Source organism: Roseovarius faecimaris (assembly GCF_009762325.1).
Taxonomy (GTDB): Bacteria; Pseudomonadota; Alphaproteobacteria; order Rhodobacterales; family Rhodobacteraceae; genus Roseovarius; species Roseovarius faecimaris.
Map to the genome: position 1 here is coordinate 1,277,461 of NZ_CP034348.1, position 25,007 is coordinate 1,302,467.

Genomic DNA, 25,007 nt, shown 5'->3' on the forward strand with positions numbered 1-25,007 from the left:
GGCGGGTCGATGGGAGCCGTAAGTTCATCTCCATGAAACAGGGTTTTATGAGTATTGTTGTCGTTGCTGCGCTGACGGGATGTGCGCTGACCGGACCGTTGGAGCAAAGCCCGGCGCCGGACGTCCAGATCACGGGTGAAGGGCAGATCCGCCCGCTGGCGCGGCCCGAAACGCTGAACACGAGCATGAGCGCGCCGCCGGTGGCTGCGCGCACCGTGGAAGAGTTTGACACCACGACAGCTCAACAACGCAGCGAGGCGGTGGCAGAGGCGGCAACGGAAGGTGGGGAGGTTGATCTGGGGCGCACCATTGCGTCGCTTGGCTCCCCCACGGAGCCCGGTTTCTGGCTCAAGACGCCGCTTGTCAGCGCGCCGTCCAAAGGCCGTGTCGTCTATCCGGTCAGCGGAAAATCGGTGGCGGTGGACCTGATCCCGATTGACGGGCCAAAGACGGCTGGAAGCCGGATGTCACTGCCAGCGATGCGGCTCATCGAGGCCCCGTTAACAGAGTTGCCCGAAGTGCAGGTCTTTCGGGTAAGCGGCTAATCTTTCAGGTATTTTTCTGCTTCCTTGCGTGCAAACGACTTCATGTGCCTGCCATTTTCTGCCATGAAGGCGCGCACCCGGTCCGGGTCATGCTTGCTGAGGTCGCGCAGCCACCAGGCGACGGATTTCTGGATGAACCATTCGGGGTCGCGGACATAAGACGCGGCCCAGCCAAGCACCTGCTCGCGAATGTCGCGTTCCTGCGGTTTGGGGTGGTTCTGCTTGGTGTAGGGCAAGGTGATGACCATGGCCGCCCGGCGGGTCCAGTGAGAGCTTTCCTTGGTCCACGCCTCCACCTCGGCGATCCGCTCCGGTACAGCCACAAGCCGTTTTTGTCCTGCCATCATCGCGTGATCGGCAATCGCCCAGCTGTCGAAATCGGGCACCCAGCTTTTGATCAGGGACCAGGCGGCGTCGTCCGGGCGGATTCGCGCTTGCGTCAGCAGCTTTGCCGCAGCAAGGCGGGCCTCGAAGATGTTGGTCTGCCAAAGCTGATCGGCCAGCGCCACACGGTCCTCGACGCCCAGTGCTTGCCGCCAGCTTTTCGTCAGGTCGTTGATCGCCGGGTTCGGCACACCGAGATAGGGGCGCGGGACCTTGTGATAGTCGGCCATCCCTTCGGCGCGGCCCGGTTCAGCCGCGGCGCGCAGCGCGTCGAGCGCCTCGTCCCGCGTCATTCGACCGTGACCGATTTGGCGAGGTTGCGCGGCTGATCCACATCGGTCCCCTTGGCGACAGCGGTGTGATAGGCCAGCATCTGTGCGGGCAGGGCATAGAGGATCGGGGTCAGTACGGCGTCGATCTCGGGCATGATCAGACATTGCCAGACCCCGTCATCCGCCGCGCGCGCGCCCTCAGGATCGGTGATCAGGATCACCTTGCCGCCGCGAGCCATGACCTCCTGCATATTGCTGACCGTCTTGTCAAAGAGCGCATCGCGCGGGGCCATGACGATGACCGGCATTTTCTTGTCAATCAGCGCGATGGGGCCGTGCTTCAACTCCCCAGAAGCATAAGCTTCGGCGTGTATGTAGCTGATTTCTTTTAGTTTCAGCGCACCCTCAAGCGCGAGCGGATACATCAGGCCACGCCCCAGGAACAACGCGTTATCGGCTTCCGAAAGACGTTGCGCGGAGCGGCGGAATGTCTCGTTCATCTCCAGCGCCGTATTCAAAGCTGTCGGCAAGGCGCGCAGTTGAGACAGTTTGTCGGCCAGGGCATCGTTATCTATGCGGCCCCTCTGATGCGCGGCCTTCAGCGCCAGCAGCAACAGCACGGTGAGCTGGCAGGTGAATGCCTTGGTCGAAGCCACACCGATCTCGGTACCTGCAAGAATGGGCAGGGCGAGGTCGCTTTCACGGGCAATCGAGCTTTCGGGGACATTCACTACCGACAGGATCCGCGCGGCCTTGCCTTCGCAATAGCGCAGGGCGGCCAGCGTATCGGCAGTCTCGCCCGACTGGCTGACAAAGAGGGCGGCGGTGCGCTCTGGCACGGGCGGCTCGCGATAGCGGAACTCCGAGGCGATATCGACTTCGACAGGCAATCCGGCAAGCTGCTCGAACCAGTATTTCGCAGTCAGGCAGGCATAGTAAGCCGTGCCACAAGCCACCATAACTATGCGATCCAAGCTTTTGAAATCAATGCCATCTTCGGGAAGGCGGATATCTCGGCCCGCATCTGTCAGGTAATGCCCGAGCGCATCGGCGATCACCGAAGGTTGCTCGGCGATTTCCTTGGCCATGAAATGCTTGTGCCCGCCCTTGTCGACATGGCCGCTGTCGATCTGGATCTGGCGCATCTCGCGGTTGGCGAGGCGCCCGTCTGCATCGGTGATCTCCAGACTTGTGCGGGTGATCACCGCACAGTCGCCTTCCTCAAGATAGGTGATCTTGTCGGTGAGAGGGGCCAGGGCGATGGCGTCAGAGCCGACAAACATCTCGCCGTCGCCATGGCCCACCGCCAGAGGGCTGCCCTTGCGTGCGGCGATGAGCAGGTCCTCCTGCCCGTCGAACAGAAAGCAGAGCGCATAGGCGCCCTCAAGCCGCTCCAGGGTGCGCAGGACCGCCTCACGTGGACTGCTGCCCTGGCTGAGGAAATGCTGTGCCAGAAGGGCGATGGTTTCGGTGTCCGTATCGGTCGAATGGCCCATCCCGGCGGCGGTCAGTTCGGCGCGCAGCTCGCGGAAATTCTCGATGATCCCGTTATGGACCACGGCGACCGCGCCGGCCTGATGCGGGTGGGCATTTTCGACGCTTGGCGCACCGTGGGTGGCCCAGCGGGTATGGCCGATCCCGGCCTTGCCCGCGAGCGGCTCGTGCACAAGAAGGTCGGAGAGGTTCACGAGCTTTCCAACCGCCCTGCGGCGGTCGAGCCTCCCCTGATTTACGGTGGCGATCCCGGCGCTGTCATAGCCGCGATACTCAAGCCGCTTCAGCGCTTCGACGAGAATTGGCGCGGCTTCGTGATGGCCCAGTACCCCTACAATACCGCACATTATCCTGCCCCTTTATCGCGTTTATTCTTTTGTGATTTTAACATTTCGAACAATTTACGGGCAAGCCCCGGTTTGTTGACCTGACTGCCGCGAGCGATGGCAAGCGCCCCGTCGGGCACGTCTTTGGTGATCACCGAACCCGAAGCGGTCATGGCCTCGTCCCCGACCGACACGGGCGCCACGAGCATCGTGTTCGACCCGATGAAGGCCCGCGCGCCGATGCTGGTTTTGTGCTTCATCACCCCGTCATAATTGCAGGTGATGGTGCCCGCGCCGATATTGCTCGCCTCTCCGACCTCGGCATCGCCGATATAGCTCAGATGGTTGACCTTGGCCCCCTCATGCAGCACCGCATTCTTGACCTCGACGAAGTTGCCGATACGCGCCTCTTCGGCAAGCTCGGCACCGGGGCGCAGACGGGCGTAGGGGCCGACGATGCAGCCGCGCGACACATGGCAGCCCTCAAGATGGCTGAAGGCACGAATATGCGCGCCCGTCTCGACAGTCACGCCGGGGCCGAAGACGACGTTCTGCTCCACAATGGTATCGCGCCCGATCACCGTGTCATAGGCGAAGAACACGGTCTCGGGGGCGGGCATGGTTGTGCCGTTCTCCAGAGCCTCGGCACGGGCGCGGGACTGAAACGCCGCTTCGGCGCGGGCAAGGTCACTGCGGGAATTTATGCCCAGGGTTTCGGCCTCGTCGCAGGCAATCGCGGTGGCGGACAGCCCCTTGTCACGGGCAATCGAGACAATATCGGTCAGGTAGTATTCCCCACTGGCATTGTCATTCGTCACAGCATCGATCAGCTCGAAGAGCGTGCTGGAATCAGCGCATATAACACCTGAATTACAAAAGCTTATGGCGCGAACTTCATCTGAGGCATCTTTGAACTCGATGATCTCCGAAAGGGTTTCGCCCTCCATCACCAGCCGCCCGTAGCGTCCCGGATCGGCGGCTTCGAACCCGAGCACGACGATATCATGGTGCTTGCGGGCCTCGGCCATGGCCGTCAGCGTTTCGGGCCGGATAAACGGGGTGTCGCCATAGAGTACGATCGCGTCCCCGTCGAACCCGTCCAGCAGGGGGGCGGCCTGCGCCACCGCATGGGCCGTGCCGAGCTGCTCGGTCTGCCGGGCAATCTCGATCCGGTCGTCATGTCCCGTGGCGGCCTCTTCGACTGCGTCGGCGCCATGACCGGCCACAACGACCACGCGCTGGGGCTCCAGAACCGCCCCAGCCTCTATCGCGTGGAGCAGCATGGGCGCACCGGCAATCTCGTGCAGCACTTTCGGCAGGTCGGATTTCATCCGTGTGCCTTTGCCCGCGGCCAGGATGATCAGGGCTGTGCTCATGCAATATCTCTTTGTATTCGACGCCCGCTCGTTTTATCTGCCTTTGGCAGCGGCGCAAGAGTGATGCGGGTCAAAACGTGTTTCGCCATGTGACAGGGATGCGCGGATTTGCGCCGTGAAGAAGCGGGGGAGCAGGATAAGCCGATGAAAACAGTGGTGTTTGATCTTGATGGCACGCTGGCGGACACAAGCGGTGATCTGATCGCCGCGGCCAATGCCTGTTTCCGGGAAATGGGCGAGGGGGATCTGCTGGACCCTGTGCATGACGCCTCCACCGCGCTGCATGGCGGGCGGGCGATGCTCAACCTGGGGCTGGACCGGCTGGGCCGTTCGGGCGAGACGGCGACGGTGGATGCCTATTATCCCGTACTTCTGAAGGCATATGGCGGCGCGATAGACACCTACACCACGCTTTATCCCGGCGCGATGGACGCGGTGGAGCGGCTCAAACAGGACGGGTATCGCGTGGCGATCTGCACCAATAAACCCGAGGCGCTGGCCCGGCAGCTTCTGAACAGCCTGGGCGTGCTGGACGCCTTCGGCAGTCTGATCGGGGCCGATACATTGCCGGTACGCAAGCCTGACCCGGAACCTCTGCGCGAGGCCGCCCGGCGCGCTGGCGGACACCCCGAGAGATGCCTCCTGGTGGGCGATACGCTGACCGACCGCAGCACCGCCAGAGCCGCGGGTGTGCCATCGGTTCTGGTGACGTTCGGGCCAAATGGGCGCGGCGTCGAGGCACTGGAGCCTGAGGCGCTGATCGACCATTACGATGCCCTGGATGATGTCGTCCGGGAATTGATCGGCTAAGCAAGTTTCGGTTTTGATGCAGGGTGTTTGCGGATTTCCTGATCGAAGCGGGCGGTATGGTGTGGTCCCATTGACCTTGCCACACCCGATAGGCAGAGTTTTGATATGACAGAGATCTTCAAAGGGAATTTCACCCAGCAGGAGCCGATCCCAGACGAGGGGATCGAGGCCGCGCTGGAGGTGATGCGCAGCGGGCGGCTGCACCGCTACAACCTCGTCGGGGGCGACCCGGGCGAGACCGCGCTGCTGGAGCAGGAGTTCGCGGCCTATGTGGGCGCGAAATACGCGCTGGCCGTGGCGTCGGGCGGGTATGCTTTGGCCACGGCGCTGCGGGCCATGGGGGTCAGGCACGGCCAGAAGGTTCTGACCAATGCGTTCACCCTGGCCCCTGTGCCGGGGGCGATTGCAAGCGTCGGAGCGGTTCCCGTGTTTGTTGGCGTCACGGAGAATCTGACGATTGATCTCGATGACCTCGTGGCCAAGGCAGGCGAGGCTGACATCTTGATGCTCAGCCATATGCGCGGGCATCTGGCGGATATGGACCGGCTGCTGGATATTTGCGCGGCGCAGGGGCTGACCCTGATCGAGGATTGCGCACATACGATGGGCGCGGCCTGGAAGGGGCGGCCCTCGGGGCGCGACGGGCTCATCGGGTGCTATTCGACGCAGACCTACAAGCATATGAATTCGGGCGAGGGCGGGTTCCTCGTCACCGATGATGACGAGATCATGGCGCGCGCGGTGATCCTGTCGGGGTCCTATATGCTCTATGGGCGGAATGGCACGGTCCCGCCTGCGGAGGTGTTCGAGCGGGTCAAATACGATACGCCGAATGTCTCCGGCCGGATGGACCATCTGCGCGCGGCGATCCTGCGCCCGCAACTCAGGGTGCTCGACCGGCAATGCGAGGCATGGAATGCGCGTTATCGCGTGGTCGAGGATGGCTTGCGCGGAACGCCCGGGCTGACCGTTGTCGAACGCCCCGAGGCGGAGCAGTATGTCGGGTCGTCCATTCAGTTCCTGCTGCTGGACTGGAGCACGGAGGCGGTGAATGATGTGCTGTCCCGCTGCAAGGGACGCGGGGTGGAGTTGAAATGGTTCGGCGGCTCGGAGCCGTCGGGCTTCACCAGCCGCTATGACAGCTGGCGCTATGCGCCGTCCGAGCGGATGCCGGTTTCCGACCGTATCCTGCGTGGCATTGTCGATATGCGTCTGCCGCTCACCTTCAGCCTTGAGGATTGCGCCCAGATCGCACGGATCATCCGGGCCGAGGTGGGGGCGGTCTATCAGAGTGGATGACGCGCGAAGAGGTTGAGGCCGAGATGCGCACCTGCCGTGGCGGGACCCGTTTCCGCAACGCCAGGCAATCGCGCCGTTCAGCCAAGATGCGCGGCCACCGCCTTGCCCATCGTCTCGCCCGAGATCCGCGCGCCCGCCGCTGTCTGCTTTAGCCCGCCGCCCAGGGCCTCGCCCGCAAACCAGATGCGGTCGGCCACAGGCTCGGCCAGTGTCGAACGTGCATCGGCTTTGCCGGGACGGGCCGCGGCATAGGCGCCGCGCGCCCAGCGGTCTCCGGCCCAGTTGGTCATCATGCCCTTGCGGACATGCTTGCGCGTGTCACTGCCGAAGATCGACACAAGTTTGCCGGTGACGTAATCGACCCCGGCCTCTTCCCCCGCGGCTTCCAGCTCCCATGCGAAATCACCGCCGACGAAGCCGACCATGAGGTCGAGATCGAAGGGAAAGCACAGGAAATAAAGGTCATGCTTGGCCAACCCTTCGATCAGCAGATCGTCAAAGGGGTTAAGGTCGAAACGGGTTCCGGTGACCTGAAGGGGGATCTTGGTCAGCAGGCCCATGGGAAGATCAAAGATCGCCGCGCGGTGGGACAGCGGCAGTTCGGGCGCGAAGCGCAGCGCGTCGAACGCCAAAGCGCCCGTGGGAATGGTGACGATGGCCGCATGGGCCCGGATCGTGCCCTGATCTGTTTCCACCGCGACGCCGGGCCCGTCCCAGCGCAGCAAGCGCGCAGGGCAGTTCAGCGTCACCGGCACATCGGCACCCCAGCGGTGGATCAGCGCACCGAACCCTTCGAGCGTGAAATAATTGGGATCGAGGCATTCGGCGGACTGGTAATCGGCGATGGAGATCTCATCGGCGTCGCGGGCGAAGTCCATCGGCCCGGCATAGGTGGCATTCGCACGCAGGAAGTGGCAGTTCCCGATCAGATCGCTCAGCCGGTCGTCAGGGTCGGCATGGGCTTCGATTGCCTCCCGCAAGGCTTCGTCCGCCACGGCCAGGCGCGCCATATCCGCATCGCTGGCCCGCGTGGTCCCGAACCAGAGATGGTCGAGCCCGGCATCGTGGTGATAGAGCGTCCAGCCCGCCGCCTGCGCCTCGGGGTAAAACGGGTTGCGATCGGCGGCGTGCAGCCAGGCGCAGCCGATATCGAAGGGAACGCCAAAATCCGTGTCTGTGGTCCAGGCGCGCCCGCCGATCCGGTCACGCGCCTCGATCAGCCGGAAACTCTTGCCAGCCGCCCGGAGCGTCTTGGCCGCCGCCAGCCCAGCGGCCCCGGCGCCTATGATCACAACATCCACGTCCTGCATTTGTCTGTCCTTTTTGATGAAAGCCGAGTGGTGCAAATGTCTTCCGGTCCGCCAATTCATCCGGACCATGATTGAGTTAACTCCCGGATTGCCTCGCAAGGCAAGCGTTGATCCCGGCGGTGCGATGCAGCGGGCGCCGGACCCGCACGGGGATTGACCCGACTCGGGAGTCGTGCCTATAAATGAACAAGTGTTCAATAAAATGCCGGAGACAGCCGATGTTCAACGCCGCCATGCAGTTTGACCTGGGCGAGGATGTGAATGCACTGCGCGATATGGTGCATCGCTGGGCGCAGGAGCGGGTGAAGCCGATCGCCGCAGAGGTCGACAGCTCCAACGCCTTTCCCAATGAGCTCTGGCGCGAGATGGGCGAGCTGGGCCTTCTGGGCATCACGGTGCCGGAAGAATACGGCGGGGCGGGCATGGGCTATCTGGCGCATGTCATCGCGGTGGAGGAGATTGCGCGTGCCAGCGCGTCGGTCTCGCTCAGCTATGGCGCGCATTCCAATCTTTGCGTCAATCAGATCAAGCTCAACGGGACCGAGGCGCAAAAGCAGAAATACCTTCCCGGCCTTGTGTCGGGCGCGCATGTCGGCGCGCTTGCCATGTCCGAGGCGGGCGCGGGCAGCGATGTCGTCTCGATGAAGCTCAAGGCCGAGAAGCGCAATGATCACTACCGCCTGACCGGCAATAAATACTGGATCACCAATGGCCCCGATGCCGATACGCTGGTGGTCTATGCCAAGACCGATCCCGACGCAGGCGCCAAGGGCATCACCGCCTTTCTGATCGAGAAGGATATGGCCGGTTTCTCGACCAGCCCGCATTTCGACAAGCTGGGGATGCGCGGCTCGAACACGGCCGAGCTGATTTTCGACGATGTTGAAGTGCCCTTCGAGAACGTCCTGGGCGAGGAAGGCAAGGGCGTGCGCGTGCTCATGTCGGGGCTCGATTACGAACGCGTCGTGCTGGCCGGGATCGGCCCCGGGATCATGGCCGCCTGCATGGACGAGATCATGCCCTACATGGCCGAGCGCAAGCAATTCGGGCAACCCGTCGGGTCGTTCCAGCTGATGCAGGGCAAGATCGCCGACATGTACACGGCGATGAACTCGGCACGGGCCTATGTCTATGAGGTGGCGAAGGCCTGCGACCGGGGGGATGTGACCCGGCAGGATGCCGCCGCCTGCTGCCTTTACGCCTCCGAGCAGGCCATGGTGCAGGCGCATCAGGCGGTGCAGGCAATGGGCGGGGCGGGGTTCCTGGCGGATGCGCCCGTCGCGCGACTCTTCCGTGATGCGAAGCTGATGGAAATAGGGGCCGGCACCTCGGAAATTCGGCGTATGCTGGTGGGACGTGAATTGATGGGAGCGATGACATGAAACATCTGATTGCACTGACCGCGCTGGCGTTGGCCGGGCCGACTTTTGCCGGGGACAGCGCCTATGACCCCTATGTTGCGGGCGCGCTGAGCTGCATGGCGGGCGCACCGGGCGATGCAACGGCGCAGGATGCGTGCATTGTGGCCGCCGTGGAAGAGTGCCGCGCAAAGGCCGGAGTGTTCGAAAGCTGCCTTCAGGCTCTGCGCGACGGGTTTGACGCGGCCCAGTCGCGGGTCGAAGCCGAAGAGATGAAGGTCTGCGACGGCAAGATGGACAGCGCCTGCGCCGTGGTCCTGCGGGGCCATGCTCTGATCCGCTCGGGGCAGGGGCTGAGCGCCGCGCAATGGGCCGAGGCCCTGACCGGGGGCGACTGAAATGCGCCTTGCCGCGTGCCTCGTCCTGTTGCCCTCATTGCTGAGCGCGCAGCAGATCGAGTTTGACATCTCTCCGACCGCTGATTGCGCCGCAGGTGATGGCGGAATGGCCTGTGTCGGGCTGGCCGCGAATTCCTGCATGGAGTCGAGCCCGGGCGGATACTCCACCAACGGGATGAGCATCTGCACCGAGCTTGAACTGGACTGGTGGGATGAGCGGCTGAACCGCAATTATCAACTGATGCGGGAGCGGGCGCGCGCCTTCGATGCAGACACGGCGGATTATGCACCGCCGCAGGAGGAGGCGCTGAAAGAGATGCAGCGCGCCTGGATTCCCTTTCGCGATGCGAAATGCGAATTCGTGGCGACGGAATGGGGCGCTGGCACGGGCGCGGGCCCCGCGACGATCTGGTGCCTGATGGACGAGACCGCCCGCCAGGCGCTCTATCTCGAAGAGCGGAGCCGGAACTGAGCCATGCTGACACGGACCCAGACATATGAAGCGCTTTGCGCCGGGTTTTCCTGGGATTTGCCGGAGCGGCTGAACATGGCCGAACAGGTCTGTGATGTCTGGGCCGAGGCAGAGCCGGAGCGCATAGCGATCATTGATCTGACAGGCGGGGCGCGGCGCGATGTGAGCTATGGCCAATTGCGGGCCATGGCAGACAGTCTGGCACTGGCCCTTGCGGCGCGGGGGGTGCAGCGCGGGGACCGGGTGGGTGTGTTGCGGTCGCAATCGCCCTGGTGTGCGGCGGCGCATATCGCGATCTGGAAAATCGGCGCGATTTCAATACCTTTGTTCAAACTCTTCATGCAGGATGCGCTGACCAGCAGGGTCCGGGACGCGGGCGCGCGGATCATCGTGACCGATGCCGATGGCGTGGGTATGCTCAAGGCGCTGCCCGAGGTCGAAGCCCTTGTGCCCGAGGATGAAACTCTGCCCGAAGGCCGGTTCGAGACGGCTGAGACAGGTCCCGAAACCCCGGCTGTTTTGATCTACACGAGCGGCACGACCGGCAGCCCCAAGGGGGCGCTGCACGGCCATCGCGTCCTGACCGGGCACATGCCGGGGACTGAACTTTTCTGCGGTTTCCTGGGGCAGGAGGGCGATTGCCTCTGGACGCCTGCCGACTGGGCCTGGATCGGCGGGCTGTTCAACATCATGATGCCGGGCCTTGCGTTGGGGGTGCCGGTGGTGGCGGCGCGCATGGCCAAGTTCAATGTCGAAGAATGTATCAGGATCATCCGGGAAGCCTCTGTTCGGAATGTGTTTTTTCCACCGACCGCCTTGCGGATGCTGAAGGCGGAGGGCGCCCACATTCCGGGTCTGCGCAGCATCGGCAGCGGCGGCGAGCCGCTGGGCGCCGAGATGCTGGACTGGGGCCGTGAGGCGTTCGGGCTGACCATCAACGAATTCTATGGCCAGACGGAATGCAATCTGGTGGCCTGCTCGTGCAACGAGCTTTTCGACCCCAAGCCCGGCTGTATCGGGCGCGTGGTGCCCGGGCATGAGGTGGCTGTGCTGGATGAGGCGGGCCAGCCGACGTATGGCGAGGGGGATGTGGCCGTCAGGCGCGGATCGGCCTCGATGATGCTGGAATACTGGAACCGTCCCGAACAGACCGCCGAGAAGTTCAAGGGCGAATGGATGCTGACCGGGGACAGGGGCGTCTGGGATGGCGCATTCCTGCGCTTTGTCGGGCGGGAGGACGATGTGATCACCTCCGCAGGCTACCGCATCGGTCCGGCGGAGATCGAGGATTGCCTGCTGCAGCACGAGGCGGTCGCGACCGTGGGTGTCGTGGGCAAGCCGGACCCGCTGCGCGCCGAGATCGTCAAGGCCTATGTGGTGCTCAAACCCGGATTTGACCCCAGCGACGCACTTGCCCGGGACATGCAAAGTCATGTTCAGGAACGGCTTGCAAAGTATTCATATCCAAGGGAAATCGCCTTTCTTGACGCGCTGCCCATGACGGTTACGGGTAAAGTGATCCGCAAAGAGCTGAAGGCCCGCGCGGCCTCGGAGGGCGAGGTATGACCGGCCCGCATAAGAAAAGGGCCGGAGTTGCCCCCGGCCCGTTCCTATCTCTGTCCCTCGACGGCGTTGCGTCAGAATTTGAAGATGTAGGACGCACCCAGAACGACCGGGTCGATCTTGACCTTGCCGATCGGCGCTCCGCCCACCTTCACATCGGTTTCGATGTTGATCCAGCGCGCGTCGATGCGCAAGGCGGATTTGTCGCTGATGTCGAAATCCACACCGGCGTGCAGGGCAATCCCCCAGCTATCGTCCAGCGATACGGGCACACCTGCGAGGGCGCCAATGCCGGTTTCATCCCAGAACATGGTGTAGTTCAGGCCAGCACCCAGGAAGGGGCGGAAGCCCGAGCCGGTGTCGAAATGGTATTGCAGCGAGACGGTGGGCGGCAGGTGGTTCAGCTTGACCACGTCCCCCGCGCCCTGCAGCTCGACCTTGTGCTCAAACGGCGTGGCCGCGAGCAGTTCGATGCCAACATTGTTGGCGATGAAGTATTCGAAAGTCAGGGTCGGGCGGACATCGTCATTCGGGCGCAGCGGACCTGCGGCTGTGTTGGAATAGCTGCTGTCGGGCTTGACCCATCCGAGACCGATGCCGAGATGCATATCCCCTTTGGATTGCGCCAGTGCCGGGGCGGCGAAAGCTGCGAGAGCAGTGGTGAGCGTGAGCAGAGTGCGTGTTTTGGTCATTGGTCCATTCCTAGTTTTGACGGGATCGGTCTATGCCGCGATGCAGAAATCCGCTTTGACATGAATCAAGTGAGGGGTCTGGGAGAGAGACATTTGCACGTTGTTGCAAGTGTGCCACAGCGGGGTCTTGGCCGCTCCTTTCAGAAGGACAAATAAGATGAAACTGACAAGCGCGGTCCTGCCTGGATCGGAGATATTCAGGAAAAATGAAGCGGCGCATCTGGAGGCGCTTGAGGTGGTGCGCGAGGCGGCCGAGCTGGCGCAGGCCGGGGGTGGCGAGGCCGCGCGAGAGCGGCATCTGAGTCGCGGCAAGATGTTGCCGCGCGACCGGGTGGCGGGCCTGCTCGATCCGGGCTCGCCTTTTCTGGAGGTGGGCACCACGGCTGCGCATGGCATGTATGACGGGGCGGCCCCCTGCGCGGGCGTGATTGCCGGGATCGGGCGCGTTATGGGGCGCGACTGCGTGGTGGTGTGCAATGACGCGACGGTGAAGGGCGGAACCTATTATCCGATGACGGTCAAGAAGCATCTGCGCGCGCAGGAGATCGCGCAGGAATGCCGCCTGCCATGTGTTTACCTGGTGGACAGTGGCGGCGCGAACCTGCCCAATCAGGATGAGGTCTTCCCCGACCGCGACCATTTTGGCCGGATTTTCTACAATCAGGCGCAGATGAGCGCGCAAGGCATTCCGCAGATCGCGGTCGTCATGGGGTCCTGCACAGCGGGCGGGGCCTATGTGCCTGCCATGTCTGACGTGACGATCATCGTGAAAGAGCAGGGCACGATCTTTCTGGCTGGTCCGCCGCTGGTCAAGGCGGCAACCGGCGAAGAGGTGAGTGCCGAGGATCTGGGCGGCGGCGACGTGCATACGCGTCTTTCGGGGGTGGCGGACTACCTGGCCGAGGATGACGCCCATGCGCTGGCGCTGGCGCGGCGTGCGGTGGGCAATCTCGGTGCGTGCAGAGCACACACCCTACCGCTGGAAAGCGCTGAGCCGCCTGCCTACGATCCGGAGGAGCTTCTGGGCGTGGTGCCTGCCGATCTGCGCACGCCTTATGACATCCGCGAGGTGATCGCGCGGCTGGTCGACGGCTCGCGCTTTGACGAGTTCAAGGCGCGGTTTGGCGAAACTCTTGTGACCGGTTTTGCCCATGTCGAAGGCATGCCTGTCGGGATCATCGCCAATAATGGCGTGCTGTTCTCGGAAGCGGCCCAGAAGGGTGCGCATTTCGTCGAACTGTGCAGCCAGCGAAAAATACCGCTTGTTTTCCTTCAGAACATCACCGGTTTCATGGTGGGCCGGAAGTACGAGAATGAAGGCATCGCCCGGCACGGGGCCAAGATGGTGACCGCGGTGGCGACCACCTCGGTGCCCAAGATCACCATGCTGGTGGGCGGCTCTTTCGGGGCGGGCAATTATGGCATGGCCGGTCGCGCCTATCAGCCGCGTTTCCTGTGGTCCTGGCCCAACAGCCGGATCAGCGTGATGGGCGGAGAGCAGGCGGCAGGGGTGCTGGCCACAGTCAAGCGCGATGCGATCGAGCGCAAGGGCGGGACCTGGTCCGCCGAGGAGGAGGCGGAGTTCAAGCGCCCTACGGTGGAGATGTTCGAACGGCAAAGCCATCCGCTTTATGCCTCTGCCCGGCTCTGGGATGACGGGATTATCGACCCGCGCAAGAGCCGAGATGTGCTGGCCCTGAGCCTGCGCGCCGCGCTGAACGCCCCGATAGACGACACGCGTTTCGGCGTGTTCCGGATGTGAAGGCGGTGGCGCTTCTCGTGGCAAAGGCGCTGGTTCTCACGGCGCTGACAGTGGCGGCGTGGCTCTACCTCGTGCGTCAGGGCGGGCGAGAGGCCATCGCCGCCCCCGATTGCCGTGTGGCCTATGTTTACGACGGTGACACGATCGCCATGGCTTGCGATGGGCGACCCGAGGTGACGGCGCGGTTGCAAGGGTTCGACACGGCCGAGACGAAAGAGCCGCGCTGTGACGAAGAGCGCGCCCATGGGGCGCTGGCCACGGACCGGCTGCGGCAGTTGGTCAAACGGGGCGGGGCTGAGATCACCCGCGTCGGGCAAGACAAGTACAACCGCCCGCTGATCCGGCTGAGCGTGCAGGGCGAGGATGTGGGCGAGACGCTGATCCGCGAGGGGCTGGCCGTGCCGTATAACGGCGGCGCGCGAATTGATTGGTGTGAGAGGTTACGTTGATGGCCCTCGAGATTGTCAGATCGGATATCACGCAGATGAAAGTTGATGCGGTGGTGAATGCGGCCAATCGGTCTCTGCTCGGGGGAGGTGGCGTCGATGGGGCCATTCATCGCGCTGCCGGGCCGGAGTTACTCGCTGAATGTCGTGGCCTTGGAGGCTGTAACACAGGTGAGGCCAAAATCACTCTTGCATACAATATGCCTGCCAAATTTGTGATCCACACCGTCGGCCCTATTTGGCGTGGGGGAGAGAGCGGAGAAGCAGAGCTTCTGGAAAACTGCTATCGAAATTCCCTCGATTTGGCACGCTGTCACGGGTGTGGCAGCATCGCCTTCCCGGCGATCTCCACGGGTGCTTATGGATTTCCGCACGCAGAAGCAGCGCAAATCGCGATGCGCGCGACGTCTAACGAAACGGATCTCAACGTCTTTATGATTGCCTTGGATGCCCGAACCGAAAGGCACTTGAGGAATGCAGAGAAGAAAATCTTGCAGGAGCGCAAACATGTTTGACCGTATTCTGATGGCAAACCGGGGCGAGATTGCCTGCCGCGTGATCGAAACGGCGCGGCGCATGGGGGTGGAGACGGTGGCCGTCTATTCCGATGCCGACCGGGCGGCGCGCCATGTGGAAATGGCGGATATCGCGGTGCATATCGGAGCGTCCGCCCCAGCAGAGAGCTATCTGCGCGGCGAGGTGATGATCGAGGCGGCGCTGGCCACAGGCGCGCAGGCGATCCATCCGGGCTATGGGTTTCTGAGCGAGAACCCGGATTTCGTGGAGGCGGTCGAGGCGGCGGGGTTGGTGTTCATCGGCCCGTCGGCCGAGGCGATCCGCGCGATGGGGCTGAAGGATGCCGCCAAGGCGCTGATGGAAAAGGCGGGCGTGCCGGTGGTGCCCGGCTATCATGGCGACAACCAGGATGATGCGTTTCTGGCGGACCAGGCCGGGGCCATCGGCTATCCGGTCCTGATCAAGGCCGTGGCGGGCGGCGGCGGCAAGGGGATGCGTTTGGTCGAGGACCCGAAGGGCTTTGCCGACGCACTTGCCTCTGCCCGGGGGGAGGCCAGGACCGCCTTTGGCAATGACGCGGTGCTGATCGAGAAGTTCGTTCAGCAGCCCCGGCATATCGAGGTTCAGGTGTTCGGCGATGGCGCGCGCGCCGTGCATCTTTTCGAGCGCGATTGTTCCCTCCAGCGCCGTCACCAGAAGGTGATTGAAGAGGCCCCCGCGCCGGGCATGACCGAAGAGATGCGTGCCGCGATGGGGCAGGCGGCCGTGCGCGCGGCGGAGGCAATCGGCTATAAGGGGGCCGGTACGGTGGAGTTCATCGTGGATGGCTCGGACGGGCTGCGCTCTGATGGGTTCTGGTTCATGGAGATGAACACGCGCCTTCAGGTCGAGCATCCGGTGACCGAGGCCATCACCGGCGTGGACCTTGTCGAATGGCAACTGCGCGTGGCCTCTGGCGAGGCTCTGCCCAAGCGGCAAGACGAACTCAGCATCACCGGCCACGCGTTCGAGGCGCGGCTTTATGCCGAGGATGTGCCGAAAGGCTTTCTGCCCGCCACAGGCACGCTCACGCATCTGCGCTTTCCGGACGGCGCGCGCGCGGATACCGGCGTGCGGGCGGGCGATGAGATCAGCCCCTATTACGATCCGATGATCGCCAAGTTGATCACCCACGGGCCAAGCCGGGGGGTCGCCCTGAAACAGCTCGCCGCGGCGCTGGAGCAATGCGAGGTGGCGGGCACGGTGACCAACCTCGCCTTTCTTGGCGCCTTGGCGCGGCATGAGGGCTTTGCGGCGGGGGATGTGGATACCGGACTGATCGCCCGGGATCTTGAGGATCTCGTGGTGCCGCCCGAGGTGACGCCCGAGGCCACGGCCCTTGCCGCGCTCAAGGCGTTGGATGTGCTTGGGTCGCCCGGCCCGCAGGGCGGGTTCACGCTCTGGTTGCCGCTCAGGCGGCAGGTGGCACTGCGCCTTGACGAGGAAGAGATAGACGTGACGGTCATTTGCCTCGGCGCGGACGCGTATGACGTCTGTGCCGGTCAGGCGCGTGTCGAGGCGCGGCGGGTGGCCGGCCGGTGGCGCCTGAACGGGCAGGAGGCCCCCGCGCTGGCACAGGCCGGTGCGGTGATCACGGTCTTTGAAAACCATGGGGTCAGGTTCGAAGCCGTGGACCCGCTGGCCCGCGATACCCAGAGCGCGCAGGCCGCTGGGGTGATCGAAGCGCCCATGCCGGGGCTTGTGAAGCTCTTGTCCGCCACGCCGGGGATGGCCGTGGCCAAGGGCGATAGGCTCGCCGTGCTCGAGGCGATGAAGATGGAGCATTCGCTTCTGGCGGCGCGCGACGGCGTGGTGGCCGAGGTGCTGGTGGCTGAGGGCGATCAGGTGGTCGCGGGGGCTGCCCTTGTGCGTCTGGAAGACGAGGAAGAGGCCGCCGCATGAGTGGGGAGCCGACGCTCACAGGCTACGGCTTCAGCGTCTACACGCGCGCGGCGCGCATGGCGCTGGCCGCCAAGGGGGTGAGCTACAGTTATGAGGAATGCAATCCCTTCGCGCCCGGCGACGCGGAGGCCCTGCGCGCGGTGCATCCGTTTGGCCGTGTGCCCGCCCTGCGCCATGGCGGGTTTCATGTGTGGGAAACGCAGGCCATTCTTGATTATGTGGAGGCAGGCTTTGACGGCCCGCCGCTGACCCCGCAAAGGGCCGAAGCAAAGGCCCGTATGCGGCAGGTGATGGGGATCGTCGATGCCTATCTCTATTGGCCGTTGGTGCGCGGGGTCGTGTCGAATGCGTTGTTCGCGTCTCAAGCAGAGCGGGACGGCGCCGCCGCACAGGCAGGGCTCGACGCCGCGCCCCGGGTGCTGGCCGCGCTGGAGGAGATCGCGGGCGAGGGCGAAGTTCTTGTCCCGGGGCAACTGACCCTGGCCGATTGTCTGCTCTGGCCCATGCTGGATTATTTTCGCCAGGTCCCCGAGGGTGCGGCGCTGTTGCGGACATATGAGGCGCTGACCCTCTGGGCCGAGACCATGGCGCAGCGGCCGGAGGCGATAACAACCGCTCCCGATCTGAACCAACTTGAAAGGAGCCCCGCATGATCACATTGCACCATGTTCCGTTTTCCCGGTCCTTCCGCATTCTGTGGTTGCTGGAAGAACTGGGGCTCGATTGTGAGATCAGGCATTACCGGATCACCGATGGCAGCCTGCGCGACCCCGCGTTTCTGGCCATATCTCCCGCTGGGCGCGTCCCGGCGCTGGAGATGGACGGGCAGGTGCTGTTCGAGAGCGGCGCGATCGTGCAATGGCTTTGCGAGGCGCATCCCGGGGCGGGGCTGATCCCCGCACCCGGCACACCGGAGCGCGCCGCGTTCCTCGAAATGCTGGGCTTTGCCGAGACCATGGCCAGCCTGATCGAGAACCTGAACCTGTCGCATATTTTCCTGCGCGACCCAAGCCAGGCCTCTCCGGTGGTGATCAAGCTGACCACCGCGCGGCTGGCGGCCACGCTCGCAGGATTGGAGCGGCGGCTCGCGGGGCAGGACTATCTTCTGGGCGCTGCGTTCTCGGGGGCTGACACGATGATGGGGTTCAACATCTTCGCCGCACCCTATTATGTGAAGCTTGATCCCTATCCCGCCTTGCAGGCCTACGCGGCCCGGCTCGAATCGCGCCCGGCCTTTCAGCGCGCCCGCACCAGGGATGGCGAGCAGGAGTTTTACGTCAAGGATTTCTATCCGGTGCCGGAGGCGGGGGCATGAGCGCGGTCGAGATTTTCGAGGTCGGACCGCGTGACGGGCTTCAGAACGAGGCACGCGACATCCCGGCCAGTGAGAAGATCGCGCTGGTGGATTGTCTGAGCCGCGCCGGATTTCGCCGCATCGAGGTGGCCAGTTTCGTCAGCCCGAAATGGGTGCCGCAGATGGCAAGCTCCGCCGAGGTGCTTGCCGGGATCACGCGTGCGCCGGGGGTGTCCTATGCCGCACTCACGCCCAATCTGCGCGGGTTCGAGGACGCGCGGGCGGCAAGGGCCGATGAGGTCGCGATTTTCGGCTCGGCCTCAGAAGGGTTTTCCAGGGCCAACATCAACGCCACGATTGCCGAGAGCCTGGAGCGGTTCGACCCGGTGATGGAAGCGGCGAAAGCGGCGCAGATACCGGTGCGCGGTTATGTGTCCTGCGTGACCGATTGCCCCTATGACGGACCAGTCGCGCCGGGGCAGGTGGCCTTTGTGGCCGAACGGCTCTTTGCCATGGGCTGTTATGAGGTCAGCCTGGGTGACACGATCGGCCAGGGCACGCCCGAGACGGTCGCGGCGATGCTTGCTGCGGTGACGCAGAGTGTTCCGGCGGAACGCCTGGCCGGACATTTCCACGACACGGCAGGGCGGGCGCTCAGCAATATCGATGTGTCGCTGGAGGCGGGGCTCAGGGTATTTGACGCGGCGGTCGGCGGGTTGGGTGGATGCCCCTACGCGCCGGGCGCGGCAGGGAATGTGGCCACGGAAGCGGTGCATGATCATCTGACGGCGCTCGGCCATGAGACCGGGCTGGACCGCGCGGTGCTGAGCGAGGCGGCGCAGATGGCCCGCGCGATGCGATGAGGGCGGACAAGAAAATTTACATTTTCTTGGCAAATTTCTGGGTCAGAAATTTGGGCGATGGAGGACAGGATGTACGAGACGATTGAGGTGGTTCAGGACGCGCGCGGGGTGGCGACGCTCTGGCTCGACCGGCCGGAAAAGCACAATGCAATGTCGGCGCAGATGATCGCCGAGCTGACGGAGGCGGCAGGCACGCTGGGGCAGGATACCAAAGTGCGCGTGGTCGTTCTGGCCTCGCGCGGCAAGAGCTTCTGCGCGGGCGGCGATCTCGGCTGGATGCGCGCGCAGATGGAGGCCGATCCCGACACGCGGTCGCGCGAGGCGGCCAAGCTGGCTTATATGCTTCAGGCGCTCAACACCCTGCCAAAACCGCTGATCGGCAGAGTGCAGGGCAATGCCTTTGGCGGAGGGGTCGGTCTGGCATCGGTCTGCGATGTGGCAATCGGGGCCGACACGCTGCTGATGGGCCTGACCGAAACGCGGCTGGGCCTGATCCCGGCCACGATCGGCCCCTATGTCTGTGCCCGCATGGGCGAGGCGAAGGCGCGCCGCGTCTTCATGTCCGCCCGCCGCTTTGCCGCCGCCGAAGCGGTCACGCTCAACCTTCTGGCGCGCGTCGTACCTTCGGAGGAACTGGATGCCGCGGTGGAGGCCGAGGTCGCCCCCTATCTCGACTGCGCGCCGCAGGCGGTGGCGCGCGCCAAAGCGCTCTTGCGCAGCCTCGGGCCACGGATCGACGAAGAGGTGATCGACCACACGATTGCCGAACTGGCCCGCTGCTGGGAGGGTGACGAGGCTGCGGAAGGCATCGCGGCCTTTTTTGAAAAACGTGCTCCTGAATGGTGAGTGTCGGCTTCCTTATTGGGATGGTATTTTCGTTACCTTTGATTAACGATTGAGACGTAAACCAAATTAATCAAATTTGGTGCATCCGCGCCGCGTATCAATCTCACCGCGTCCCCCCCGAGGAAGCCATGAAAAATCATATTTGCGCGCTCGCTCTACTGGGGCCCTGCCTCGGGGCGGCGGTCGGCCCTGCCGCGGCCCAGGACGGGTTTAGCCCGGGCTTTGGTCCGGTCCGCTATTCCGAGGTCATGTTCGACCGCCAGAACAAGGTGACCGGCAAAATCGCCGAAGCCTTGCGTGCCCGCCAACGCGGAGAGTTGCCTGAGACGGGTCTGCACTTCGGCGCGCGTTTTGTCGGGACAGTGATCGCCGAGGAAACGGACACCCCCGGCAAATTCCCGATCCTGTCACGCCTGCCACCTACACATACCAAGGGCACTTCGGACATATTCGGTGTGGTCAATGAGGTCTCGGCCAATGTCACGCTGACCCTGCCGATGTTCACGGCCTTCGCACAGGGCGAGTTCACCGAGGTGGAATATCCCGGGCAGGACGATGTGCAGCTGCGCAAATACTGGCTGGCCTATGGCGACCTTGACCGGTCTCCGGTCTATGTGGCCGCCGGGCGCAAGACGATCAATTTCGGCCAGTTCGAAAGTTATGCGCCCTTCACGCACACCCACAGCACCCATTATTTCTGGGCGCAGTCGGACGATCCGGTCATGGAGATCGGGTATGTCACCGACCGGACCGAGCTTTCCTTTACCCTGATCCCCGCGCATCGCGGCAACCGTGTGATCAGCAGCCCGAAGAATGACGGGGCGCTGAGCAACTTTGCGGTCAATGCCAGCCACACTCTCCCGGTGGGGCAGGGGGGCGCGCTGCGGCTGGGCGCGGGTTTCCTGCGCGGGACGATCTATGACAGCGTCATCGCGCATCACCCGCCCGGTGTGGGCATCAACCGCTACTGGAACGAGGCGTGGGATATCAACGCCACCTATTCGCGCGGTCCGTTCGATGTGCAGGCGGAGTTCACACGCACCATGCATGACTGGGCCGCGACCGGGCATCACGTCTCGGCGCTGACCCTGCAGGGCCGCTATCGCAGTGAGTTGTTTGGCAAACCCGCGATCTGGTCGGTCAGCGCCAGCCGGGGTGAGCAAGGCACCAATGGCACGGAATGGGAGCGCATGGAGCAGGTCATTCTGGGGCTCGAAGTGCAGGCCCATGAGAATGTGAGCATCGGGGCGGAGTATCTCTATGACGAAGGCTTTGTGCCATTGATCATGCCAACCTTCGTTGGCGACCGTTCGGTCACGTCGCACACGCTGATCACCGGGATCAAGGTGACGTTCTGAGCCTCGTGGACGCACCCGTATCGGGGTGAGACCGGGCCGCTGTTGTCATTCACGATCCGCGATGCCATCCTTCCCGCAAAGAGGGAAGGCTTATGAAACTTGTTCTGATCACCGGCGCGTCGAGCGGGGTCGGTGCCGCCGCTGCCCGCGCATTTCACCGTCAGGGCGCCAGGGTGGTGCTGGTGGCCCGGTCGACCGACAAGCTCGACAATCTGGTAGGAGAGCTCGGCGTCAACGCTCTGGCCGCGCCTTGCGATGCGTCGGACGGGGCGCAGGTGCTGGCCATGGCCGAGCGCATCCTGCGCGAAGAAGGCGTGCCGGATGTGATCGTGCATTGCGCCGGGGCGGGGCAGTGGAAAACCGTCGAAGACACATCCCCCGCCGAAGCCATCGAAATGATGCAGGCGCCCTATTTTTCGGCCTTCAACGTCACCCATGCCTTTCTGCGCGCCATGCTGGATCGCGGCAGCGGCGTGATTCTTCATGTGAATTCGCCCGCCTGCGTGGTGCCCTGGCCCTCCAGCGCGGGCTATACCGCGGCGCGGGCGGCGCTGCGCGGCTTTCACGAGGCGCTTTCACAGGATCTGGCGGGCACCGGTGTGCAGAGCTGCCACGTGATCTTCGGCAAGATCGCGTCGGCCTATTTCGACAACAACCCGGGCGTTCTCGACAAGATGCCGATGCTGACCCGGACGATCCCGACCCTGAGCGTCGAGCGCTGCGCAGAGGCGCTGACCCATCTTGCGCATTACCCGCGGCACGAGGCGATCTCTCCTTTCATCTTGCGGCTTTATGTGTCTTTTGGCAGGCTTTTCCCGCGGCTGACCCGGTGGATGCTGCGCTTCTGACAGATCACAGATGAGGCCCCCAAATGCCGCTGAAAACAACCTGCATCGGGGCCTACCCCAAGCCGGATTACCTGCCCATTCAGGACTGGTTCCAAGTGCATTACGACGCCGAGGACTATAACGAGAGGGTCACGCAGGGCTGGACCCGCGAGAAGATGCGCGCAGCGCAGGATCTTTTCGACCGCGCCACGGCCGAGGCAGTGGCCGATCAGATCGCCTGTGGTGTCGATATCCCCACCGATGGCGAACAGCGGCGCGAAAACTATGTGCATTACCAATGCCGCCACTTCACCGGCTTCGATTTCGAGAACCTGACGCGTGCGGTCATGCGCAACGGGGCCTACACGGTCGATCTGCCCACCATTCGCGGCAAGATCACCGGACAGGACAACTCAACCCTTGTGCGCGACTGGCAGGTGGCCGAAGCGGCGGCGGGACGGCCGGTGAAGATCACGCTTCCCGGGCCCATGACCATCGCCGACACCACGGCGGATGCGTTCTATGATGATGACGCCGCCCTTGCGCGCGACCTGTCGGATGCGCTGAACGGGCAGGTGCGGGCACTGGCGGAGGCGGGCTGTCGGTTCATCCAGGTGGACGAGCCGATTTTTGCCCGCAAGCCCGATCAGGCGCTGGCTTACGGGATCGAGACGCTGGAGCGTTGCTTTCACGGCGTGCCGGGCGAGGTGACGCGCGTGGTGCATATGTGCTGCGGCTACCCGAACAATCTCGATGATGACGATTATCCCAAGGCGGATCAGCAGGCCTATGCCCAGATTGCCGAGGCGGTGGACGGCGTGACCGACCAGATTTCCATCGAAGACGCGCATCGCTACAATCCCGGCGACCTCTTCGAGCGTTTCAAAACGTCGCAGTTGATCGTGGGATTTGTCACCGTGGCCTCGTCCCGCGTCGAGCCGGTCGAGGAAATCCGTACCAGGATGCAGGAGATCCTGCAGCATATTCCGGCCGAGCGTCTGCTCGCGGCACCCGATTGCGGGCTTGGTTTCTTGGGGCGGGAGCTGGCCATGACCAAGTTGCGCAACCTCTCGACCGCCGCCCGATCCGTCTGAAACCTGCTATTAACATCGGTCAAGGACAGTGGCGCGTCGGCGGTCAATTCTTCATCGCCGAACTCATGTTTATATCACCGGCGCTGGTTGACCCTTTCAAAGGGCAGGGGTAAACCCTGAGAGAGTTGACAAGAGCCAATCCAATGCGCCCCGTCTGCCCGCGCATGAAAGGAGCCTCACCGTGGAAGAGATGCTCAGAGAATACCTTCCCATTCTCGTGTTCCTGGCCGTGGCCATCGCGCTTGGGATCGTGCTGATCCTCGCCGCCGTGGTCCTCGCCGTCCGCAACCCCGACCCCGAAAAGGTCAGCGCCTATGAATGCGGGTTCAACGCGTTCGATGACGCGCGGATGAAGTTCGATGTCCGGTTCTATCTGGTCTCGATCCTGTTCATCATTTTCGACCTTGAAATTGCGATGCTCTTTCCCTGGGCGGTTGCGTTCCAGGATGTCAGCATGGCGGCGTTCTGGTCGATGATGGTGTTCCTCGCGGTGCTGACCGCGGGCTTTGCCTATGAATGGAAGAAGGGGGCAATGGAATGGGAGTAGCCACCGGCGCGAACCATGCGGGCGCCGACCGCGAGGTCGCCACGCAGGAGCTGAACCGTGAGCTGCAGGACAAAGGCTTCCTGCTGACCTCCACGGAGGACATCATCAACTGGGCGCGCACCGGTAGCTTGCACTGGATGACCTTCGGGCTGGCCTGCTGTGCCGTCGAGATGATGCACACCGCCATGCCGCGCTATGACCTTGAGCGTTTCGGCACAGCGCCGCGCGCCTCCCCGCGTCAGTCGGACCTGATGATCGTGGCGGGCACGCTGACCAACAAGATGGCCCCTGCGCTGCGCAAGGTCTATGACCAGATGCCCGAGCCGCGCTACGTGATCTCGATGGGGTCCTGCGCCAATGGCGGCGGCTATTATCACTACAGCTATTCGGTGGTGCGCGGCTGTGACCGGATCGTGCCGGTCGATGTCTATGTGCCCGGCTGCCCGCCCACGGCGGAGGCGCTGGTTTACGGCATCCTGCAATTGCAGCGCAAAATCCGCCGCACCGGGACGATTGTGCGCTAGAGGCGCGAGGAGACACAGACATGACCGACGCCCTTCAGGAGCTAGGCACCCATATCGAGCTGAAACGCCCCGATTGCGTGCTGGCCTGGTCCGTTGCCCACGGGGAATTGACCGTCGATGTCGCGTTGAACAACATCGTCGGGCTGGTTGAGTTCCTCAAGGTGGATCAGACCTGCAAATTCTCGACGCTGGTGGACATTACGGCGGTGGATTACCCCGACCGGCCCAAGCGGTTCGACGTGGTGTATCACTTCCTCAGCATGTATCAGAACCACCGCATCCGCCTGCGTGTGGCCTGCCGCGAGGAGGACATGGTTCCCTCGATTGTCGAAGTGCACCCTTCGGCCAACTGGTTCGAGCGCGAGGTGTTCGACATGTTCGGCATCCTCTTCTCGGGCCACCCGGACCTGCGGCGCATCCTGACCGATTACGGCTTCCGCGGCTATCCGCTGCGCAAGGATTTCCCGACCACGGGCTATACCGAAGTGCGCTATGACGAGGTGCAAAAGCGCGTCGTTTATGAGCCGGTGAGCCTGGTGCAGGAATACCGCCAGTTTGACTTCATGTCGCCTTGGGAAGGGGCCGAATACATCCTGCCCGGCGATGAGAAGAAGGAGGAGGCGAAATGATCACCTTCTGGAACGCTTTGTTGCTGGCTGCTCTTGGCCCCCTGTTTGTTTTGCCGATGCT

Annotated in this window: 26 protein-coding genes; 21 read left to right on the forward strand and 5 right to left on the reverse strand. The window is 63.5% G+C overall.

The annotated features are described in order from the left end of the window. The first annotated feature begins 47 nt into the window (after nucleotides 1–47). A complete protein-coding gene (locus EI983_RS06700) occupies nucleotides 48–545 on the forward strand; it encodes a hypothetical protein (protein ID WP_246162325.1) in 498 nt (165 codons plus the stop codon). On the opposite strand, the gene EI983_RS06705 is transcribed toward EI983_RS06700, so the two are convergent. From EI983_RS06705 to glmU, 3 genes are read right to left on the reverse strand one after another with little or no spacing between them, the layout of a single operon-like run. Beyond that, nucleotides 542–1,222 carry a DNA alkylation repair protein gene (locus tag EI983_RS06705; protein WP_157706606.1) on the reverse strand — a complete coding sequence of 227 codons (681 nt, stop codon included), beginning with the start codon at nucleotides 1,220–1,222 and terminating at the stop codon, nucleotides 542–544. The two genes, EI983_RS06700 and EI983_RS06705, sit on opposite strands and share 4 nt — an antisense overlap. Beyond that, entirely contained in the window at nucleotides 1,219–3,042 is a 1,824-nt protein-coding gene (gene glmS / locus EI983_RS06710; RefSeq protein ID WP_157706607.1) for a glutamine--fructose-6-phosphate transaminase (isomerizing), read from the reverse strand. The genes EI983_RS06705 and glmS overlap by 4 nt, the downstream gene beginning before the upstream one ends. After that, nucleotides 3,042–4,397, reverse strand: a complete 1,356-nt coding sequence (gene glmU / locus EI983_RS06715) for a bifunctional UDP-N-acetylglucosamine diphosphorylase/glucosamine-1-phosphate N-acetyltransferase GlmU (RefSeq protein WP_157706608.1) — start codon at nucleotides 4,395–4,397, stop codon at nucleotides 3,042–3,044. Before glmU ends, glmS begins: the two co-directional genes overlap by 1 nt. Before the next feature lie 144 nt (nucleotides 4,398–4,541). Here glmU and EI983_RS06720 point away from each other — a divergent pair, with 144 nt between their 5' ends. Then, nucleotides 4,542–5,207: an HAD-IA family hydrolase gene (locus EI983_RS06720; protein ID WP_157706609.1), complete on the forward strand. Its 666-nt coding sequence runs from the start codon at nucleotides 4,542–4,544 to the stop codon at nucleotides 5,205–5,207. A 105-nt stretch (nucleotides 5,208–5,312) separates the two neighbouring features. Beyond that, nucleotides 5,313–6,506: a DegT/DnrJ/EryC1/StrS family aminotransferase gene (locus EI983_RS06725; protein WP_157706610.1), complete on the forward strand. Its 1,194-nt coding sequence runs from the start codon at nucleotides 5,313–5,315 to the stop codon at nucleotides 6,504–6,506. 77 nt (nucleotides 6,507–6,583) lie between these two features. On the opposite strand, the gene EI983_RS06730 is transcribed toward EI983_RS06725, so the two are convergent. Then, entirely contained in the window at nucleotides 6,584–7,816 is a 1,233-nt protein-coding gene (locus EI983_RS06730; protein WP_157706611.1) for a flavin monoamine oxidase family protein, read from the reverse strand. A 218-nt stretch (nucleotides 7,817–8,034) separates the two neighbouring features. Between EI983_RS06730 and EI983_RS06735 the strand changes: the two genes are divergently transcribed. Genes EI983_RS06735 through EI983_RS06750 form a run of 4 tightly spaced genes read left to right on the forward strand, consistent with a single transcriptional unit; the run spans nucleotide 8,035 to nucleotide 11,610 of the window. Continuing rightward, complete coding sequence (locus EI983_RS06735) at nucleotides 8,035–9,198, forward strand: isovaleryl-CoA dehydrogenase (RefSeq protein WP_157706612.1); 1,164 nt, start codon at nucleotides 8,035–8,037, stop codon at nucleotides 9,196–9,198. Continuing rightward, nucleotides 9,195–9,572, forward strand: coding sequence for a hypothetical protein (locus EI983_RS06740; protein ID WP_157706613.1), 378 nt, complete (start codon nucleotides 9,195–9,197; stop codon nucleotides 9,570–9,572). The genes EI983_RS06735 and EI983_RS06740 overlap by 4 nt, the downstream gene beginning before the upstream one ends. Nucleotide 9,573: 1 nt before the next feature. Further along, complete coding sequence (locus EI983_RS06745) at nucleotides 9,574–10,044, forward strand: lysozyme inhibitor LprI family protein (protein WP_157706614.1); 471 nt, start codon at nucleotides 9,574–9,576, stop codon at nucleotides 10,042–10,044. 3 nt (nucleotides 10,045–10,047) lie between these two features. Next, a complete protein-coding gene (locus EI983_RS06750) occupies nucleotides 10,048–11,610 on the forward strand; it encodes an AMP-binding protein (protein WP_157706615.1) in 1,563 nt (520 codons plus the stop codon). 71 nt (nucleotides 11,611–11,681) lie between these two features. Here EI983_RS06750 and EI983_RS06755 read toward each other — a convergent pair whose 3' ends face one another. Then, on the reverse strand, nucleotides 11,682–12,299 hold the full coding sequence (locus tag EI983_RS06755; protein ID WP_157706616.1) for an OmpW/AlkL family protein: 618 nt from the start codon (nucleotides 12,297–12,299) through the stop codon (nucleotides 11,682–11,684). 157 nt (nucleotides 12,300–12,456) lie between these two features. On the opposite strand from EI983_RS06755, the gene EI983_RS06760 reads away from it, so the two are divergent. The 14 genes from EI983_RS06760 (at nucleotide 12,457) to EI983_RS06825 (ending at nucleotide 24,946) form a co-directional block, all read left to right on the forward strand. Further along, nucleotides 12,457–14,061 carry a carboxyl transferase domain-containing protein gene (locus EI983_RS06760; protein WP_157706617.1) on the forward strand — a complete coding sequence of 535 codons (1,605 nt, stop codon included), beginning with the start codon at nucleotides 12,457–12,459 and terminating at the stop codon, nucleotides 14,059–14,061. Nucleotides 14,062–14,066: 5 nt separating this feature from the next. Beyond that, complete coding sequence (locus EI983_RS06765; protein WP_198389387.1) at nucleotides 14,067–14,510, forward strand: thermonuclease family protein; 444 nt, start codon at nucleotides 14,067–14,069, stop codon at nucleotides 14,508–14,510. Further along, nucleotides 14,510–15,022, forward strand: coding sequence for an O-acetyl-ADP-ribose deacetylase (locus EI983_RS06770; RefSeq protein WP_157706618.1), 513 nt, complete (start codon nucleotides 14,510–14,512; stop codon nucleotides 15,020–15,022). Before EI983_RS06765 ends, EI983_RS06770 begins: the two co-directional genes overlap by 1 nt. Next, nucleotides 15,015–16,964 carry an acetyl/propionyl/methylcrotonyl-CoA carboxylase subunit alpha gene (locus tag EI983_RS06775; protein ID WP_157706619.1) on the forward strand — a complete coding sequence of 650 codons (1,950 nt, stop codon included), beginning with the start codon at nucleotides 15,015–15,017 and terminating at the stop codon, nucleotides 16,962–16,964. The genes EI983_RS06770 and EI983_RS06775 overlap by 8 nt, the downstream gene beginning before the upstream one ends. Beyond that, nucleotides 16,961–17,617, forward strand: a complete 657-nt coding sequence (locus EI983_RS06780; protein WP_157706620.1) for a glutathione S-transferase family protein — start codon at nucleotides 16,961–16,963, stop codon at nucleotides 17,615–17,617. Before EI983_RS06775 ends, EI983_RS06780 begins: the two co-directional genes overlap by 4 nt. Continuing rightward, a complete protein-coding gene (locus EI983_RS06785; RefSeq protein WP_157706621.1) occupies nucleotides 17,614–18,279 on the forward strand; it encodes a glutathione S-transferase family protein in 666 nt (221 codons plus the stop codon). The genes EI983_RS06780 and EI983_RS06785 overlap by 4 nt, the downstream gene beginning before the upstream one ends. Then, entirely contained in the window at nucleotides 18,276–19,121 is an 846-nt protein-coding gene (locus EI983_RS06790; RefSeq protein WP_157706622.1) for a hydroxymethylglutaryl-CoA lyase, read from the forward strand. The genes EI983_RS06785 and EI983_RS06790 overlap by 4 nt, the downstream gene beginning before the upstream one ends. A gap of 69 nt (nucleotides 19,122–19,190) precedes the next feature. Further along, nucleotides 19,191–19,967 (forward strand): crotonase/enoyl-CoA hydratase family protein, encoded by a 777-nt coding sequence (locus tag EI983_RS06795; RefSeq protein WP_157706623.1) that lies wholly within the window; start codon nucleotides 19,191–19,193, stop codon nucleotides 19,965–19,967. Between the two features lie 128 nt (nucleotides 19,968–20,095). Beyond that, nucleotides 20,096–21,325 carry a hypothetical protein gene (locus EI983_RS06800; protein ID WP_157706624.1) on the forward strand — a complete coding sequence of 410 codons (1,230 nt, stop codon included), beginning with the start codon at nucleotides 20,096–20,098 and terminating at the stop codon, nucleotides 21,323–21,325. A 92-nt stretch (nucleotides 21,326–21,417) separates the two neighbouring features. Beyond that, the gene (locus EI983_RS06805) at nucleotides 21,418–22,173 is read left to right on the forward strand and encodes an SDR family NAD(P)-dependent oxidoreductase (protein ID WP_157706625.1); all 756 of its coding nucleotides are present in this window, start codon (nucleotides 21,418–21,420) and stop codon (nucleotides 22,171–22,173) included. Nucleotides 22,174–22,196: 23 nt separating this feature from the next. Next, a complete protein-coding gene (locus EI983_RS06810) occupies nucleotides 22,197–23,246 on the forward strand; it encodes a cobalamin-independent methionine synthase II family protein (protein WP_157706626.1) in 1,050 nt (349 codons plus the stop codon). Between the two features lie 181 nt (nucleotides 23,247–23,427). Continuing rightward, nucleotides 23,428–23,793 carry an NADH-quinone oxidoreductase subunit A gene (locus EI983_RS06815; RefSeq protein ID WP_157706627.1) on the forward strand — a complete coding sequence of 122 codons (366 nt, stop codon included), beginning with the start codon at nucleotides 23,428–23,430 and terminating at the stop codon, nucleotides 23,791–23,793. Then, nucleotides 23,784–24,317: a NuoB/complex I 20 kDa subunit family protein gene (locus tag EI983_RS06820; protein ID WP_157706628.1), complete on the forward strand. Its 534-nt coding sequence runs from the start codon at nucleotides 23,784–23,786 to the stop codon at nucleotides 24,315–24,317. The genes EI983_RS06815 and EI983_RS06820 overlap by 10 nt, the downstream gene beginning before the upstream one ends. Before the next feature lie 20 nt (nucleotides 24,318–24,337). Continuing rightward, entirely contained in the window at nucleotides 24,338–24,946 is a 609-nt protein-coding gene (locus EI983_RS06825) for an NADH-quinone oxidoreductase subunit C (RefSeq protein ID WP_157706629.1), read from the forward strand. Nucleotides 24,947–25,007: the final 61 nt, after the last annotated feature.

Bases quoted from the DNA above. Each gene is read 5' to 3' on its own strand.
- EI983_RS06700 (WP_246162325.1), top strand. From the start codon at position 48: ATGAGTATTGTTGTCGTTGCTGCGCTGACGGGATGTGCGCTGACCGGA.
- EI983_RS06810 (WP_157706626.1), top strand. From the start codon at position 22,197: ATGCCGCTGAAAACAACCTGCATCGGGGCCTACCCCAAGCCGGATTAC.
- glmS (WP_157706607.1), bottom strand. From the start codon at position 3,042: ATGTGCGGTATTGTAGGGGTACTGGGCCATCACGAAGCCGCGCCAATT.
- EI983_RS06775 (WP_157706619.1), top strand. From the start codon at position 15,015: ATGTTTGACCGTATTCTGATGGCAAACCGGGGCGAGATTGCCTGCCGC.
- EI983_RS06790 (WP_157706622.1), top strand. From the start codon at position 18,276: ATGAGCGCGGTCGAGATTTTCGAGGTCGGACCGCGTGACGGGCTTCAG.
- EI983_RS06725 (WP_157706610.1), top strand. From the start codon at position 5,313: ATGACAGAGATCTTCAAAGGGAATTTCACCCAGCAGGAGCCGATCCCA.
- EI983_RS06785 (WP_157706621.1), top strand. From the start codon at position 17,614: ATGATCACATTGCACCATGTTCCGTTTTCCCGGTCCTTCCGCATTCTG.
- EI983_RS06730 (WP_157706611.1), bottom strand. From the start codon at position 7,816: ATGCAGGACGTGGATGTTGTGATCATAGGCGCCGGGGCCGCTGGGCTG.
- EI983_RS06800 (WP_157706624.1), top strand. From the start codon at position 20,096: ATGAAAAATCATATTTGCGCGCTCGCTCTACTGGGGCCCTGCCTCGGG.
- EI983_RS06825 (WP_157706629.1), top strand. From the start codon at position 24,338: ATGACCGACGCCCTTCAGGAGCTAGGCACCCATATCGAGCTGAAACGC.
- EI983_RS06705 (WP_157706606.1), bottom strand. From the start codon at position 1,222: ATGACGCGGGACGAGGCGCTCGACGCGCTGCGCGCCGCGGCTGAACCG.
- EI983_RS06720 (WP_157706609.1), top strand. From the start codon at position 4,542: ATGAAAACAGTGGTGTTTGATCTTGATGGCACGCTGGCGGACACAAGC.
- EI983_RS06820 (WP_157706628.1), top strand. From the start codon at position 23,784: ATGGGAGTAGCCACCGGCGCGAACCATGCGGGCGCCGACCGCGAGGTC.
- EI983_RS06780 (WP_157706620.1), top strand. From the start codon at position 16,961: ATGAGTGGGGAGCCGACGCTCACAGGCTACGGCTTCAGCGTCTACACG.
- EI983_RS06755 (WP_157706616.1), bottom strand. From the start codon at position 12,299: ATGACCAAAACACGCACTCTGCTCACGCTCACCACTGCTCTCGCAGCT.
- EI983_RS06750 (WP_157706615.1), top strand. From the start codon at position 10,048: ATGCTGACACGGACCCAGACATATGAAGCGCTTTGCGCCGGGTTTTCC.
- glmU (WP_157706608.1), bottom strand. From the start codon at position 4,397: ATGAGCACAGCCCTGATCATCCTGGCCGCGGGCAAAGGCACACGGATG.
- EI983_RS06795 (WP_157706623.1), top strand. From the start codon at position 19,191: ATGTACGAGACGATTGAGGTGGTTCAGGACGCGCGCGGGGTGGCGACG.
- EI983_RS06805 (WP_157706625.1), top strand. From the start codon at position 21,418: ATGAAACTTGTTCTGATCACCGGCGCGTCGAGCGGGGTCGGTGCCGCC.
- EI983_RS06770 (WP_157706618.1), top strand. From the start codon at position 14,510: ATGGCCCTCGAGATTGTCAGATCGGATATCACGCAGATGAAAGTTGAT.
- EI983_RS06735 (WP_157706612.1), top strand. From the start codon at position 8,035: ATGTTCAACGCCGCCATGCAGTTTGACCTGGGCGAGGATGTGAATGCA.
- EI983_RS06745 (WP_157706614.1), top strand. From the start codon at position 9,574: ATGCGCCTTGCCGCGTGCCTCGTCCTGTTGCCCTCATTGCTGAGCGCG.
- EI983_RS06740 (WP_157706613.1), top strand. From the start codon at position 9,195: ATGAAACATCTGATTGCACTGACCGCGCTGGCGTTGGCCGGGCCGACT.
- EI983_RS06760 (WP_157706617.1), top strand. From the start codon at position 12,457: ATGAAACTGACAAGCGCGGTCCTGCCTGGATCGGAGATATTCAGGAAA.